We start from the raw sequence: 15,170 nt of genomic DNA on the forward strand, positions 1-15,170 counted from the left end.
CCCGTGTGTCTGTCGGCGGGAGCCATCCCGCCAGGGAAAGAAAGGCCTCAATACAATGAAAAGGGCATTTGCTACTACCGCGCTGGCCGTCGCTGCCAGTGTGTCCACTCACGTTCATGCACAGTCGACCAACACCACCGAACTCGATCCCATTCTGATATCCGGGGGGATTTCGCCGATCTCGGCAGATGAATACGGCCGCTCCAGCACCGTAATCACCCGCCAGCAGATCGAGGATCGGGGCTATTCCACGGTTCAGGAGGCGCTGGAGGCCCAGCCCGGTGTTTCCATCAACGGTTCTGCGCCGACCGACCGCCAGATTCGTATTCGGGGCGGTGAAGGCCGGCATACCCTGGTGCTGATCGACGGCGTCCGTGCGGCGGCCGGCGACAGCGAGTACGTACTGCGAGGTCTGGATGCGTCCTATATCGAGCGCATCGAAGTCTTACGGGGCCCGCAATCGGTGCCCTTCGGTACCGACGCCGCATCCGGCGTCATTAACATCGTCACCCGTGAAGCCGGCGAGGGCCTGCGCTACGGAGGTTCTGTTGAGTTCGGCGAGGGTGACCGTCAGAACGCCTATCTGAGTCACGGCGGCGATGCGAGCCGGATTTCGGTCAATCTCTCCAATCTCAACGACCGCGGTTTTGACTATAGCGGAAGCGATGGCGATCGCGATGGTCGCCGCTGGGAAGCCGCATCCGCGAAGGGCGAGCTGGACCTCACCGGCCAGACCACTCTTGGCTTCAGCCTCAGAGCCGCCGATGCGGTTTACGACTTCGATGGTACCGATACAGACGCTGACAGTGCTGCTGGCTACGTCGTCGACCAGGATAACCGTACGGATTTGAATGAGCGTGCCGGTAGCATCTACCTCGATCACAACGCTGCCGGCGGGCGCGTTAGCCACCGCCTGCGGTTCGACCGGACAACGCAGAAAGCATTCACGAATTTCCGCACCGAGGTCGTCAACTATCGCCTCCAGACGGCGCTGGATGGAGCCACGACGACGTCCAGCGACCAGTTACTGTCCGTTTTGCTGGAGCGCCGGGAGGACCGGGATCGCGATGGCGAGGGTGAGCGTGATAACAATAGCGCCGCCCTGGAGTATCGGGCCTGGATGACTGACAGTGCCAGCCTGCAGGCCGGTGTGCGCCGGGATAACAACAGCGAGTTCGCCAATGAAACCACCTGGAATGTCGCCGGTTCGTATTTTCTCGACAATGGGGTGCGCTGGCACGCTTCGGCGGGCAGAGCCGTTGTCAATCCGAGTTTCGTCAATATCACGGGTGGATTCGGTGTCGAACCCAATCCGGATCTGGAGCCGGAAAAGAACATCGGCTTTGATGTGGGGGTGGAGATTCCTCTGGCCAGCGACGGCAGCTTTGTGGACATCACCTACTTCAACGAGACACTGGAAGACAAAATCGCTCCGTTTCCGGAAAACTTCAATCTGGATGGCGACAGTGATCGCCAGGGCGTCGAGTTGACGGTGTTTTTAAAGCCGGTGGATGACGTGGATGTGACCCTCAATTACACCTACACCGACGCCAACGACCCGGATGGCAACATCGAAACCCGCCGCCCCCGCAACGAGGTGGGCCTGAATGCCACCTGGCGGCTGCCGGACGGTGCCACCACCCTCTCGGGGGATCTGCGGTACGTGCGGGGCTTGTTTGATCAGCAGCGCTGGGAAGATGGCAATCCGATAGAACAGCTCCCCAACTTCACCGTGGTCAATCTGGCGGCCAGCCATGCCCTGACTGACAACGTGGATCTGACCACTCGGGTCACCAATGTCTTTGATGAGGACTACCAGGAGGTCTGGGGCTATGCCACTCGGGGTCGGGCGGTGTTCGCCGGATTGAGGGCGTCGTGGTAGGGCGATGCCTGAGTGCGGTGCTGCTGGTTGGGTTGATGGCCGGGGCTGGGCTCCCGGTCATGGCCAGCGGCGATGAGCGGCCGCAGCGGGTGGTATCGATGAACCTGTGCACGGATCAGCTGGCCATGCTGATCGCCGACGAGGGTCAGCTGATCTCGGTCTCCGCGCTGGCGCAGGACTCGCGGAACTCCACCATGGCGGAGGCAGCCCGGCAGTATCCTCCCAATCATGGTCGGGCCGAGGAAATTCATCAGCTGGCGCCGGATCTGGTGATCACCGGGCGTTTCAACGCCGGGCCCACGGTGTCGATGTTGCAGCGCCTGGGTATTCCGGTGGCGGTGTTCGATCCGGCCACCTCGCTGGAGGACGTCCGGGATAACCTGCAGCAAATGGGCGAGGTGCTGGGGCGCCCGGCGCAGGCGGCCCGGCTGATCGCTGATTTCGATCAGCGCCTCGCCATGCTGCAGCAGCCGGTGGTTCACCCGCCCCGCGCCGCCCTGTATTTCCCCAATGGGTACACCCGGGGTGACCAGACGCTGCTGGGCGACATTGTCCGGGCGGCGGGCTTTCGCAATGTGGCCACTGGCGAGGACGTGCAGTTCGGCGGACATCTGCCCCTGGAATCGCTGGTCATGGCGGAGCCGGACGTGCTGATCACCGGCAGCCGCCACGATGCCCGCTCCCGCTCCGAAGCCATCCTCCGTCATCCGGCGGTAGAGCGCGCCGCGGCCTGGGAGGTGGTTCACGAGCTGGTCACCAGCGACTGGGTCTGCGGCACGCCCCAGGCGTTGTCGGCGGTGGAGCGCATTGGCGCCCTGCGAGGACAACTCATGGGAGCGCCCTAGTGCGCGTGGCGCTCTGGCTTTCGCCGCTGGTGCTGGGGCTTTTCCTGGCGTCACTGGTGATCGGTCCGGCGGCCATTGGGCCCGGGGAGAGCCTGGTGGCGCTGGTGGGTGAGCCGGGCACGCCCCTGGCGCTGGTGATGCAGGAAATCCGACTGCCCCGGGCGCTGTTGGCCGTCCTGGTGGGGGGCAGTCTGGGGCTTGCCGGAGCGGCGCTGCAGGGCTACCTGCGCAATCCGCTGGCGGAGCCCGGGCTGTTGGGCATTTCCGGCTCCGCGGCACTGGGGGCGGTGCTGGCCATTCAGACGGGACTCGCCAGCATCATGCCGCTGGGGCTGCCATTGGCGGCGCTCACCGGGGCGCTGGTGGGCGTGGTGCTGATTTCCCTGCTGGCTGGTACCCGAGGCGGATCCCTCAGTCTGATTCTGGCGGGGATTGCCATATCCGCCCTGGCCAGCGCGCTGGTGTCACTGGTGCTCAACCTCTCCCCCAGCCCGTTTGCCACCAGCGAAATCGTCTTCTGGATGATGGGGTCGCTGGCGGACCGCTCCATGGAGCATGTCTGGCTCGCCCTGCCCTTCATCGTGGTGGGGATGACCATGCTGCTGGCCCTGGGTCGACCACTGGATGCGCTGACCCTGGGTGAGGATGCCGCCGAGGCGCTTGGTCAGCGATTGCTGCGGGTGAGGGTGTTGCTGATTCTTGGCGCGGCGCTGGTGGTGGGGGCCAGCACCGCGGTGGCCGGCACCATCGGCTTTGTGGGGCTGGTGGTGCCCCATGTCCTGCGGCCCCTGGTCGGCGCCATGCCCGGCCGGCTGTTGCCCGCCAGTGCCTTGGGCGGCGCGGCCATGGTGTTGCTGGCGGACAGTCTGGTGCGGGTCATTCTGCCCGAGGCCGACCTGAAGCTCGGCGTGGTAACGGCCATTATCGGCGCGCCGTTGTTTCTTCATCTGATCTATCAAACACGGCGGGAGCTGGAATGACCCTCCTGGCACTCAAACAGCTGGGTGTGAGCCTGGGCAACCGCTCGGTGCTGGAGGGCGCCGACTTGTCCATCGGATCGGGTGAACTGGTGGGGCTGATCGGACCCAACGGGATAGGAAAGACCACCCTGATGCGCGCTGCCCTGGGCCTTTTGCCGGCCACCGGATACAGCTCGCTGGCGGCCATGAGCGCCGCGGAGCGGGCTCGAACCGTGGCGTGGATGCCCCAGGATCGCACCATCGCCTGGCCCATCAGTGTCGAGGCACTGGTCATGCTGGGCCGGTTGCCTCACCGGCCGTTGGGGCTGGCCCCCGCGTCCGTGGATCGCGCGGCCGTGAAAAAGGCGCTGGCCGCGGTGGATCTGGAGGGCTTCGAGCATCGCCGGGCCACTCGGCTCTCCGGCGGCGAGCGCACCCGGGCGCTGATCGCGCGAGCGCTGGCGCAGGAGACACCGCTGGTCATGGCCGATGAACCCACCGCCGGCCTGGATCCGGCCCATCAAATCAGCGCCATGGAAGGCTTCGCCGGGCTGGCTCGAGCCGGGGGAGCCGTGCTGTTGTCCATCCATGATCTGGGTCTGGCGGCCCGTCACTGCACCCGGCTGGTGCTGCTGGGTGAAGGCCGGGTGATGGCGGATGGGCCGCCGGCGAGCGTCCTGACCACGGATCACCTGGCAAGAATTTTCAACATCGAGGCGTTTTTCCAGGAAACCCCGGAAGGCCCGGTTTATCAGTCTTTGCGTGTGCTCGGACCATAGCTTTTGGAGACGAAGGCCACTTCCGTTTGATCCCGCCGCTGGTTGATCACCAGGATCATGGCGAAGAAGAGATTACAGAGGATATTGCAGAACCGCGGCAGCACCTCCGGCACCTCGATGCCGGCTTCCTCCACGCGGACCATCTGGCGGATCGCTTTCTTGGCCCCGGAGCGCGCCAGGTTCAGAAACGGCACGGGAAGATCCCCCCGCGGTAATACAAATCCCTCGGCACGGCCGGCCGCCTCGCCCCGGTAGTGAGCCAGCCGGGCCTTGGCCTGATCCAGATTGGCTTCACTGATGGCAAGGCGGCCACGGATTGATCCATTCAGGTGAAAGACCAGTGGCTGTAGCGCCTCGAGATCCCTGCGCAGGTCGCCCATGTCCGCGGGCAGGGTAGCGATGGCGGCGCCGATGTTGCCGCAGAGTTCATCGGTGAAGACTTCAAAGTCACACAGGGGCCCGGTCTCGTGGATGAACGGATAGCAGACTTCGTCGAGATCGGCACTGCGTTGCATGGGGTGATTCTCCCTGGGATGTTTTATTCTGGCGGTCATGACCATGCGCATTATGACCGCCAATCTCAATGGCATTCGCTCCGCTCAGCGGAAGGGTTTTTTTGACTGGCTCGAAGACCAGCGTCCGGATGTGCTCTGCATACAGGAAACCAAGGCCCAGCGAGCGCAGCTCGAGGACGGACCGTATTTTCCGGAGGGCTACCACGCTGAGTTCGTTGACGCGGAGCGCAAGGGCTACAGCGGTGTCGCTGTCTACAGCCGGCGCCAGCCCGATGACTTCATCCGCGGCCTGGGCATGGCCGAGATAGACCGCGAGGGGCGTTGGCTGGAGGCCCGCTTCGGCGCCCTGAGTGTGGTGTCTTTCTACATGCCGTCCGGCAGCTCGGGGGAACACCGGCAGGGCGTCAAGAACGCCTTCATGGAGCCACTGATGGAGCGGCTCACGGCGATGGCGGCGGATGGCCGGGAGTACATCATCTGCGGCGACTGGAACATCGCCCACACCTGGCGGGACCTGAAGAACTGGCGATCCAATCAGAAGAACTCGGGGTTTCTGCCCCACGAGCGGGAATGGATGGATCGGCTGTTCGGCGAGGCGGGTTTTGTGGACGTTTTCCGGCGGCTCAATGACGCATCGGATCAGTACACCTGGTGGTCATTTCGGGGCCAGGCCCGGGCCAACAACACCGGCTGGCGGATCGACTACCAGGTCGCCACGCCGGGGGTGGCGGGCACGGCGGTGGCGGAACAGATCCATCGGGAACCCCGCTTTTCGGATCATGCGCCGCTGTGCATCGATTACGACTGGTCGCTGGACCTCAGTGCTGATCCGCCAGCTGCTTCAGGTAATCGATAATGGCGTCCGACTCGTAAAGCCACTCCACCTGGCCGTCGGGGCGCTCGATCCGAAGGCAGGGCACCATGCCCTTGCCGCCACCCTCAACCAGCTCTTCCCGTCGGCCCGGGTCCTGCAGGATGTTGCGGGACTCCACGTCCAGATCCAGCCCCTGGGTGGCACGGCGCACTTTCTGGCAGAAGCCGCAGAGCTCATGTTCATAGAGGGCGAGATGAGCGGGAGGGGTCGGCGTGTCAGTCATAAGGGCATCCAGTTCCTTTCAGGAGGCCTCGGCGGTGGCCGCCGGGCCGGTGGTGGATTCCGCAGCGAGCGCGTCCAGGTACTTCTCGGCATCGAGGGCGGCCATGCAGCCGGTACCCGCCGAGGTGATGGCCTGGCGATAGACGTGATCCATGACGTCCCCGGCGGCAAAGACCCCGGGCACGCTGGTGGCGGTGGCATTGCCATCGAGCCCGCTGCGCACGCGGATGTAACCCCCGGCCATGTCCAGCTGGCCGGTAAAAAGGTCGGTGTTGGGGCGATGGCCGATGGCGATGAACACGCCGGCCAGGTCGATGTTGCTGGTGGAGCCGTCCACCGTGCTTTTGAGCCGGGCGCCGGTGACGCCGCTGTCATCGCCCAGGACTTCATCCAGTGTGGCGTTCCAGCGAATGGTGATGTTGCCGGACTCGGCCCGCTGCAGCACCTGATCCTGCAGGATTTTCTCACCCCGAAAGCGATCCCGCCGATGGACCACGGTCACATGGCGGGCGATGTTGGACAGGTAGAGCGCCTCTTCGAGCGCCGTGTTGCCGCCGCCGATGACCGCCACGTCCTGGCCCCGATAGAAAAATCCGTCACAGGTGGCGCAGGCCGACACCCCGCGCCCCATGAACTGACTTTCGGACTCGAGGCCCAGGTACATGGCGGACGCGCCGGTGCATATCACCAGGGCGTCGGCGGTGTACTCGCCGCTGTCGCCGCTCAGCCGGAAGGGTCGCTGCCCCAGCTCGGCGGTGTGAATGTGATCGAAGACGATGTCGGTGCCAAAGCGCTCGGCGTGCTGGCGCATACGCTCCATCAGGTCGGGGCCCTGCAGCCCCGAGACATCCCCCGGCCAGTTGTCTACGTCCGTGGTGGTGGTGAGCTGACCGCCCATTTCGATGCCGGTGACCAGCACCGGGTCAAGGTTGGCCCGGGCCGCGTAGACCGCAGCGGTGTAACCGGCGGGGCCCGAGCCCAGAATCAACAGACGGCAGTGGCGGGATTCGGACATGTCGGTCTCCTCAATGAGAATCTCATTATTGTCGCTGTTCGGCGCCGGCAACGTCCACCGCCGGGCCTCGGGCCTGCCAGCGCATGACCGCGATGGTGAGCAGCACCGCCGGCAGACCCAGGGCAGCGGCCAGAATGAAGAAGAACGGATAGCCCACCGCATCCACCACCACGCCGCCGAAGCCACTCAGGAACTTGCCCGGTAGCGTCATTAGCGAACTGAACAGGGCGTATTGGGTGGCGGTGTAAGCGGTGTTGGTGAGGCTGGACAGCCAGGCGATGAACACCGAGCCGGCGAGGCCGCCGGAGAGGTTATCGGCGCTGATAGTGAGCACCAGCGCCCAGGTGGCTCCGCCCTGACCGGCCATCCAGGCGAACAGCAGGTTGGTGGAACCCGCGAGGATGGCGCCGGCCAGAAGCGGGCGCATGATGCCGAAACGCGCCGCCAGCGCCCCGCCAACCACGGCGCCGATCATGGTCATGGCCAGGCCGTAGGCGCCGCTGATATTGGCGATGGTGGACTTGCTGTAGCCCAGGTCGATATAGAGCGGATTGGCCATGCTGGCCATGGCGATATCGCTGATCCGAAAGCTGGCCACCAGCCCCAGAATGACCAGCGCGAACCAGCCAAAGCGGCCGAAGAAGTCGGTGAGCGGGCAGACCACGGCTCCAATGAGCCAGGCGCCGGTTTGCTGCATCCAGTGCGGCAGTGTGGGGTTGCGCTCGATAAAGGCCATGGCCCGGGCCTCCCGCCGGGCAGTGGTGCGGTCAACCCGGGTGGTGGGCTCCGGCCGCAGGAGCACGGTGAGCACGCCGATCCCCATCAGGCCGGCCATGGCCAGATAGGCGGAGCGCCAGTCCAGCAACTCCGCCATGTACAACGCCCCGGTATAGGACGCCAGAATCGCAAGGCGGTAACCCATCTGGTAGGTCGCCGCCAGGGCCGCCTGAAAGGAATCCACATCCGACTCGATGCGGAAGGCGTCGATGGCCACATCCTGAGTGGCCGACGAGAACGCCACCAGCAGCGCGCACAACGCCACCGGCAGCAGCGCCACCTGAGGGTCGGCGAAGGCCATCCCGACCAGGCCGAGGATGATGCCCCCCTGCCCCAGCAGGATCCAGGCGCGGCGGCGGCCCAGCCAGCGGGTCAGGCCGGGTAGCGGCAGCCGGTCCACCACCGGCGACCAGATGAATTTGATGGAGTAGGTAATGCCGATCCAGCTGAAAAAGCCGATGGCGGTGCGGCTGACGTCCACCTCGCGGAGCCAGGCGCTGAGGGTGGCGAACACCAGCATGAACGGCAGCCCGGCAGAAAATCCCAGGAACAGCATGGTGACCACGCTGGGGCGTGTGTAGACGCGGGCGACATCGCGCCAGCTCCTCACCGGGGGGCTCTGTTCCATGAACGGCATGGTCGGTGATCCGCCTGGGCCGGGCAAGCGCTTCCTTGAACGTCGTCCCCCCATTGGTCAGAATCCGTGGCATAACCGGGGGAGTCCGGGTGGTGGTCAGGCCGCCCGGACTTTTTTATGTCGGCAGGGAGGGCATGCCGGAATGAGTGAAAATCGCAGCGATTTACCGCTTCGCGAGGACATCCGCCAGCTGGGCGGGCTGCTGGGCAGCACCATCCATGAGCAGGCCGGGGAAACGGTTTACGAGACCATTGAGGAGGTTCGTAGCCTGGCGAAGGAGGCCCGCGCCGGCAACGGTGCTGCGGGCCGGGCCCTGGAAAAGCGGCTTGGCGAGCTGCCGGATGAAATGATCGTGCCGGTGGTGCGGGCCTTTTCGCAGTTTCTCAACCTGGCGAACATCGCCGAACAGCATCATCGCATCCGCCGCAGCCGCGCCTGGATCCGCGACCCCGAGACCGGGCCGTTGCGGGGATCGCTGGAGGAATTCTTCAAGCGCATGCTGCCGGACACGGATCCGGCGGACCTGCATGCCGCCATCACCGAATTGGACATCGAGCTGGTGCTGACCGCTCACCCCACCGAGGTGATGCGCCGTTCGATGCTGCAGAAGTACAACCGCATCGCCGCCCTGCTTGACCAGGGGGATCGGCTGGATCCCACGCCCGAGGAAATCGAAGAGGTTCACCAGTCCCTGCGGCGGGAGATCACCGCCGCCTGGGAAACCGACGAAATACGCCGACGTCGGCCGGCACCGCAGGACGAAGCCCGCTGGGGCCTGGCGGTGATCGAGCAGACGCTCTGGGACGTGGTGCCCCATTATCTGCGGCGTCTGGATCGCATGCTGCAGCGTCAGACCGGCCGTGATCTGCCGCTGGATGCCGCGCCGATTCATTTTGGCTCATGGATGGGGGGAGACCGTGACGGCAACCCCCGGGTGACCGCCGGCGTGACCCGCGAGGTCTGCCTCCTCAACCGCTGGAAGGCGGTGGAACTCTATGAGCACGAGATCGAGGCGCTCATCGAAGACCTGTCCATGCAGGCGGCCAACGACGAACTGCGGGCGTGGGTCGGCGACGCCTGGGAGCCCTATCGCACGGCCCTGAAAGCGGTTCGTGATCGGCTGCTGGCAACCCAGCACTGGATTGAAGCGAGGCTGGCGGGCCGCCGGCCGGCTGACGCGCTCATTTACTGGTTCCCCCATGAGCTGCGGGAGCCGCTCATGGTGTGCTACCGCTCCCTGCAGGAGAGTGGTGCCGCCGTGGTGGCCGAGGGGCGCCTGAAAGATCTGCTGCGACGGTTGTCGGTGTTCGGTCTCACGCTCATGCGGGTGGACATTCGGCAGGAGTCCACCCGGCACACCGCGGTGCTGGACGCCCTGACTCAGGCCCTCGGCATTGGCAGCTATGAAAGCTGGGACGAGGCGGAGCGTCAGCGGTTCCTGATTCGCGAACTGGACAGCCGCCGCCCCCTGATCCCCCGGGACTTCGAGGCCGACGAGGAAGTCACCGAGGTCCTCGACACCCTGTCGGTGGTGGCCGAAATGGGCGCTGGCTCCCTGGGCGCCTACGTCATTTCCATGGCCTCGAAGCCCTCGGACATTCTGGCGGTGAAACTGCTGCAGAAAGAGATGGGCGTTGCCGAGCCTCTGCGGGTGGTGCCCCTGTTCGAGACCCTGGATGACCTGCAGGGCGCCCAGGCGACCCTGGAGCAGCTGCTGGAAATCCCCTGGTACCGGGAGCATATACAAGGTCACCAGGAGGTCATGATCGGGTATTCCGACTCCGCCAAGGACGCCAGCCACATGGCGGCTGCCTGGGCGCTCTATCAGACCCAGGAGCAGCTGGTGGCCACGGCGCGGCAGCAGGGGATCCGCCTGACCCTTTTCCACGGACGGGGAGGCTCCATCGGCCGGGGCGGCGGACCGACCCATGCCGCCATCCTCTCCCAGCCGCCCGGCTCGGTGGATGGCCGGCTCCGGGTGACTGAACAGGGCGAGGTGATTCAGGCCAAGTTCGGGTTGCGCGGCATTGCCGAGCGCAACCTGGAGCTCTACACCACCGCCGTGGCCGAGGCGACTCTGTCGCCGCCCCAGCCCCCCGCCCCGGAATGGCGAGGGCTCATGGACCAGCTGGCGGAAACGTCCTGCCAGGTCTATCGGGATCTGATTCGGGAAACCCCGGCATTCATCGACTACTTTCGGCATGCCACGCCGGAACACGAAATCAGTCATCTCGCCATCGGCAGTCGGCCAGCCCGTCGCAAGCCCACCCTGGGGGTGGACAGTCTGCGGGCCATTCCCTGGATCTTTGCCTGGACCCAGACTCGGCTGCTGCTGCCGGCCTGGCTGGGGGCCGGGGATGCGCTGGCCAGGGCGCTGGACGAGGGCCGGCAGTCGGAATTGCAGCACATGTACCAGGCCTGGCCGTTCTTTCGGGCGTTCATCGACATGCAGGAAATGGTGCTGGCGAAGAGCGATCCCGCGGTGGCCGCCTGGTATGACCAGCGTCTGGTGCCCGAGTCGCTGCAGGACCTCGGCACGGACCTGCGACAGCGACTGAGAGATGCCCGTGACCGCGTGCTGGCGGTAAGTGGTCACGAGAATCCTCTGGATGAGGCGCCGGTGGTTCAGCGTTCGGTGGGTGTCCGGAATCCCTATGTGGATCCGCTCAACCTGCTGCAGGTGGAGCTGCTGGACCGGGTTCGGCACGGGCACGAGGAAGACCTGCGCGAGGCGCTCATGATCTGCATCAACGGCATCGCCGCCGGCATGCGCAACACGGGCTGATCCCATGCAGGCTTACCAGCGCGACCTGATCGAGTTTGCCCTGGCGCGGGATGTCCTTCGTTTCGGGGAGTTCACCCTGAAGTCGGGGCGGCAGAGCCCGTATTTTTTCAATACCGGGCTATTCAATACCGGCGAGGCATTGCAGCGGCTGGGTGCCGCCTACGCTCGCTGCGCGGTGGAGTCCGCGCCGCCGTTCGACATGCTGTTCGGGCCGGCTTACAAGGGGATCCCGCTGATATCGGCCACCGCCATGGCGTTGTCCCTGGATCACGGCATGGACTGTCCCTGGGCGTTCAATCGCAAGGAGGCCAAGGACCATGGTGAGGGCGGCCGGGTGGTGGGCGCTCCGCTGTCCGGGCGGGTCCTGGTGGTAGACGATGTGATTTCCGCCGGCACCTCGGTGGCGGAAAGTGTCGCGCTGATCGAATCCGCCGGTGCCCGGCTGGCAGGCGTGCTGGTAGCGCTGGACCGCCAGGAAAAAGGCCAGGGCGAGCGCTCGGCTACCCAGGACGTGGCCGAGTTGCATGGCGTGCCGGTCACCGCGATTCTGACGCTGGAAACGCTGATGGACTACCTGGAAAAGCAGCACGGCGGGGCCGACCCGAGGCTCGCCGCCATGCGGCGATATCAGGCGCGCTACGGAGTCTGAGCCGGGCCCGCCGCGGGCGGTTCATTGTCTTCGGCTGGGGGCTGACCGGTGCGACCACGCCCCACCATCTCGGGCAGGTAGCGATCGATGAGAACGGCCACCGGGGCGGCGATGGCCAGACTCGCCAGCGTGCCGGCCGTTGTGGCGGTCGCCACAACCCACCCCGACTCCATCGTCAGGTTGGCATGCATCCAGGCCGCCAGCGGCGGGTTGACGAAGTGATAGAAAAAGCCGTGCAGGCAGTAAACGATCAGGGTGATGGCCCCGAGGTGCTGTAACCAGGCCCAGGCGGGCAGCAGGCGCGCCAGTAGGACGACCATGAGGCTGCCCACCAGTGCCGTTAGCGGAAACAGCAGCGGATGCCCCACGGTGCCGAACATCATCACCACGGCCTCGAGCAGCCGGAACGGCCCCTGGTTGAGGTCGTAGGTCAGCGTCACCACGGCGATACAGGCCAGCGTGGCGGCAGCCACACCCAATCGCGGCCACTCCCTTTCCAGCAGGCCGCTGCGACGGACCAGCACCCCGGTGAGGTAGAACGCATAGCCCAGTGGCACCACGTGGGCCATCCAGAAGAGCAGTTCCAGCGCCAGCACGTCCACATGGCGGTTGAACAGGTAGCCAACGCTGTAGAAGAAAACAATGGCTAGCAAAAGCCGGCTGGTGGACGTCCAGAAGCGGGCCAGGCCCTGATGCACCAGCTCCAGCACAATCAGGCTGGCCAGGAACCAGAGTGGGATGTTGAAAGCGGGCAGGCCCATGAGGGTGCTGATCCCTCCTTCGACCCAGCCGGCGGTGGCAGTGAGGTCGACCGTCGGAAACCAGCCCGGTACCCCGGCCAGCGCCACGGCCATGGGCAGAAAGCCGAAGACCAGATAGGGCACCAGCCGGCTGCGGGCCATGCGGCCGATGAATGACAGCAGTGGCATGGCCAGCCGCCTCTCGCTGGCCACCATGCCGGAGAGCAGAAAAAACAGCGCCATGTGGAAGGAGTACACCCACTTGTACTGGAGCGCCGCCGGCTCGCTGCCGAGGTACATCACCTGCTCCACCAGATGGCCGTAGAACACCAGCCCGATGGCGAGAAAACGGGCGGTGTCGATGCTGCCCAGCCGGATCATGAGGGCGTCCCCTCGCCGTGAATCAGTGTGCCAACGCCACTGTCGGTGAAAATTTCCAGCAGCAGGGCATGGCGAACACGGCCATCAATGATCGTGGTGGCCCCGACGCCGTCCCGAACGGCGTCCAGGGCGCATTCGACTTTGGGGAGCATGCCGCCATTGATGGTGCCGTCGGCAATCAGGCCCGCCACCCGCTCGGCGTCAAGGCCGGTGAGCAGGTGACCGTCACTATCGAGAATGCCGGGGGTGTTGGTCATCAGGATCAACTTCTCGGCGTTCAGCGTGCGCGCCAGATGACCGGCCACCAGATCGGCATTGATGTTGTAGGAAACGCCGGCTTCATCCACGCCGATGGGGGCAATCACGGGGATAAAATCAGCCCCGTCCAGCAGGGTCATCAGGGCCGGGTCGACATCCACCACCTGGCCGACATGACCGATATCGATAATCTCCGGAGCCTGCTCGGCAGGGCCGGGCCGGGTGAGCTTGAGACGCTGCGCACGGATCAGGCCGCCGTCCTTGCCACTCAGCCCCACCGCCCGGCCGCCGTGGGTGTTGATCAGGCTGACAATTTCCTTGTTGACCAGGCCGCCCAGCACCATCTCGACCACGTCCATGGTCTCTGCATCGGTCACGCGCATGCCCTGAACGAACTCGCTTTTCTTGCCGATCCGCTCCAGCAGTGAGCCGATTTGCGGGCCGCCGCCGTGAACCACCACCGGGTTGATGCCCACCAGCTTCATCAGCACCACATCACGGGCGAAATCGCCTTTCAGCGCCTCGTCCACCATGGCGTTTCCGCCGTACTTGACCACCACGGTTCGGCCGTGGAACCGGCGGATGTAGGGCAGCGCTTCGGTGAGGACGTGGGCGACTTGATCCGGGGGCGTGGACTCGTTGTTCATGCTGTTTTTGTTGTCCGCAAACAAAAGGGGCCGCACCCGAAGGCGCGGCCCAATGGTGGCGCCCTGTCAGTCAGGGCGCAAGCACCGGGAGGAGATCAGCCTCCCTGGGACGTACGCGGAAAGTCCGGCATGTCCGGCCGAGGCGTGGTTTCCGAGCTCGGGGGCAGCTCCGGATAGATCACCTCAGGCTGCTCACCCGTGAGTGAGCGCAGGAATGCGGTGACATCGTCGACTTCCTGATCCGTGAGGATACTGCCGAGCTGCGAGTCGTTCATGACCGCCACGGCTTCGCGCAGGCTCCAGACAATGCCGGAATGGAAGTACGGGGCCGTCAGTTCGACGTTGCGCAGCTGCGGGGAACGGAAGACGTACTCATCCGCCGCCGTCTCGGTCACCTGGGCACGCCCAAGGTCTCCCTCCGGCAGGATGTCGGACCCGGGGCGGTTGATCACGCCGAAGGGGTAGTACCCCTGTCCGCCGACGTTCACGCCGTTATGGCAGGCCACGCAGCCCTTGTTCATGAACGCATCCAGACCGGCGATCTGCTGATCCGTGAGGGCATCCGCATCCCCCGCCAGGTACTGGTCGAAGGGCGCGTTGGGCGTCACCAGTGTGGCCTGATAGACCTCCAGGGCCGCCGCGGTGTTGTCGAAGCTCACCGGGTTATCCGACTCCGGGAACGCGGCTTCGAAGGCACTCACGTATTCGTCGATGCTCTGCAGGGTCTCTTCGAGCACATCCGGCGTGTTGTTCATCTCGACGCTGGCCTGAATCGGGCCCTTGGCCTGCTCGGTCATGTCCTCGGCGCGACCGTCCCAGAACTGGGCGACGTTGAAGACCGCGTTGAACACCGTGGGCGAGTTTCGCGGACCCCGCTGCCAGCCGTGACCGATGGAGGTCGGCACATTGTCGTCGCCACCAAGACCCACGTTGTGGCAGGTGTTGCAACTAATGGTGTGGCTGGCGGAAAGACGCGGTTCAAAGAACAGCATCCGCCCCAGGTCGACTTTCTCCTGGGTCATCGGGTTGCGGTCCGCCAGTACTTCCGCGCCACTGTCCGGGATGGGCTCGAACAGCAGCTGAGCCCGCTCCATCAGTTCGTCGCTGGCCGACACCGTACTGCTGACAAGCCCCAGTGCCACGGCAGCCGTAAGTGGATAGGCGGCTTTCATCTTGGCTACTCCCTCTCTGTAATGATTGGTATC

The 15,170-nt window shown here is 65.1% G+C and carries 14 protein-coding genes; 7 read left to right on the forward strand and 7 right to left on the reverse strand.

The genetic code is table 11. The features are described 5' to 3' along the window. The first annotated feature begins 55 nt into the window (after window positions 1–55). Genes GJ672_RS01010 through GJ672_RS01025 form a run of 4 tightly spaced genes read left to right on the forward strand, consistent with a single transcriptional unit; the run spans window position 56 to window position 4,465 of the window. Window positions 56–1,882 (forward strand): TonB-dependent siderophore receptor, encoded by a 1,827-nt coding sequence (locus GJ672_RS01010; protein ID WP_154295465.1) that lies wholly within the window; start codon window positions 56–58, stop codon window positions 1,880–1,882. Further along, a complete protein-coding gene (locus GJ672_RS01015) occupies window positions 1,876–2,727 on the forward strand; it encodes an ABC transporter substrate-binding protein (protein WP_229381903.1) in 852 nt (283 codons plus the stop codon). The genes GJ672_RS01010 and GJ672_RS01015 overlap by 7 nt, the downstream gene beginning before the upstream one ends. After that, the gene (locus GJ672_RS01020; protein ID WP_154295466.1) at window positions 2,727–3,707 is read left to right on the forward strand and encodes an iron ABC transporter permease; all 981 of its coding nucleotides are present in this window, start codon (window positions 2,727–2,729) and stop codon (window positions 3,705–3,707) included. Before GJ672_RS01015 ends, GJ672_RS01020 begins: the two co-directional genes overlap by 1 nt. Continuing rightward, window positions 3,704–4,465: an ABC transporter ATP-binding protein gene (locus tag GJ672_RS01025; protein ID WP_154295467.1), complete on the forward strand. Its 762-nt coding sequence runs from the start codon at window positions 3,704–3,706 to the stop codon at window positions 4,463–4,465. The genes GJ672_RS01020 and GJ672_RS01025 overlap by 4 nt, the downstream gene beginning before the upstream one ends. Here GJ672_RS01025 and GJ672_RS01030 read toward each other — a convergent pair. Then, window positions 4,438–4,980, reverse strand: a complete 543-nt coding sequence (locus tag GJ672_RS01030; RefSeq protein WP_154295468.1) for an ATP--cob(I)alamin adenosyltransferase — start codon at window positions 4,978–4,980, stop codon at window positions 4,438–4,440. The two genes, GJ672_RS01025 and GJ672_RS01030, sit on opposite strands and share 28 nt — an antisense overlap. 43 nt (window positions 4,981–5,023) lie before the next feature. Between GJ672_RS01030 and GJ672_RS01035 the strand changes: the two genes are divergently transcribed. Next, the gene (locus tag GJ672_RS01035) at window positions 5,024–5,836 is read left to right on the forward strand and encodes an exodeoxyribonuclease III (protein WP_154296964.1); all 813 of its coding nucleotides are present in this window, start codon (window positions 5,024–5,026) and stop codon (window positions 5,834–5,836) included. Here the strand turns inward: GJ672_RS01035 and GJ672_RS01040 are convergent. Genes GJ672_RS01040 through GJ672_RS01050 form a run of 3 tightly spaced genes read right to left on the reverse strand, consistent with a single transcriptional unit; the run spans window position 5,799 to window position 8,505 of the window. Further along, a complete protein-coding gene (locus tag GJ672_RS01040; RefSeq protein ID WP_154295469.1) occupies window positions 5,799–6,077 on the reverse strand; it encodes a glutathione S-transferase N-terminal domain-containing protein in 279 nt (92 codons plus the stop codon). The genes GJ672_RS01035 and GJ672_RS01040 overlap by 38 nt on opposite strands. Before the next feature lie 18 nt (window positions 6,078–6,095). Further along, window positions 6,096–7,091, reverse strand: coding sequence for a thioredoxin-disulfide reductase (trxB, locus tag GJ672_RS01045; RefSeq protein WP_154295470.1), 996 nt, complete (start codon window positions 7,089–7,091; stop codon window positions 6,096–6,098). 25 nt (window positions 7,092–7,116) lie between these two features. Next, complete coding sequence (locus tag GJ672_RS01050) at window positions 7,117–8,505, reverse strand: MFS transporter (RefSeq protein WP_229381904.1); 1,389 nt, start codon at window positions 8,503–8,505, stop codon at window positions 7,117–7,119. A 142-nt stretch (window positions 8,506–8,647) separates the two neighbouring features. On the opposite strand from GJ672_RS01050, the gene ppc reads away from it, so the two are divergent. Both ppc and pyrE read left to right on the forward strand, forming a co-directional pair. After that, window positions 8,648–11,290 (forward strand): phosphoenolpyruvate carboxylase, encoded by a 2,643-nt coding sequence (gene ppc, locus GJ672_RS01055; protein WP_154295472.1) that lies wholly within the window; start codon window positions 8,648–8,650, stop codon window positions 11,288–11,290. Between the two features lie 4 nt (window positions 11,291–11,294). Then, window positions 11,295–11,939: an orotate phosphoribosyltransferase gene (gene pyrE / locus GJ672_RS01060; RefSeq protein ID WP_154295473.1), complete on the forward strand. Its 645-nt coding sequence runs from the start codon at window positions 11,295–11,297 to the stop codon at window positions 11,937–11,939. On the opposite strand, the gene GJ672_RS01065 is transcribed toward pyrE, so the two are convergent. The 3 genes from GJ672_RS01065 to GJ672_RS01075 form a co-directional block, all read right to left on the reverse strand. Then, entirely contained in the window at window positions 11,927–13,060 is a 1,134-nt protein-coding gene (locus GJ672_RS01065; protein ID WP_154295474.1) for an acyltransferase family protein, read from the reverse strand. The two genes, pyrE and GJ672_RS01065, sit on opposite strands and share 13 nt — an antisense overlap. Beyond that, complete coding sequence (gene argB / locus GJ672_RS01070) at window positions 13,057–13,965, reverse strand: acetylglutamate kinase (protein ID WP_154295475.1); 909 nt, start codon at window positions 13,963–13,965, stop codon at window positions 13,057–13,059. Before argB ends, GJ672_RS01065 begins: the two co-directional genes overlap by 4 nt. A gap of 95 nt (window positions 13,966–14,060) precedes the next feature. Next, entirely contained in the window at window positions 14,061–15,137 is a 1,077-nt protein-coding gene (locus GJ672_RS01075; protein WP_154295476.1) for a cytochrome-c peroxidase, read from the reverse strand. Window positions 15,138–15,170 lie beyond the last annotated feature (33 nt).

It is taken from the genome of Spiribacter sp. 2438 (assembly GCF_009676705.1).
Taxonomy (GTDB): domain Bacteria; phylum Pseudomonadota; class Gammaproteobacteria; order Nitrococcales; family Nitrococcaceae; genus Spiribacter.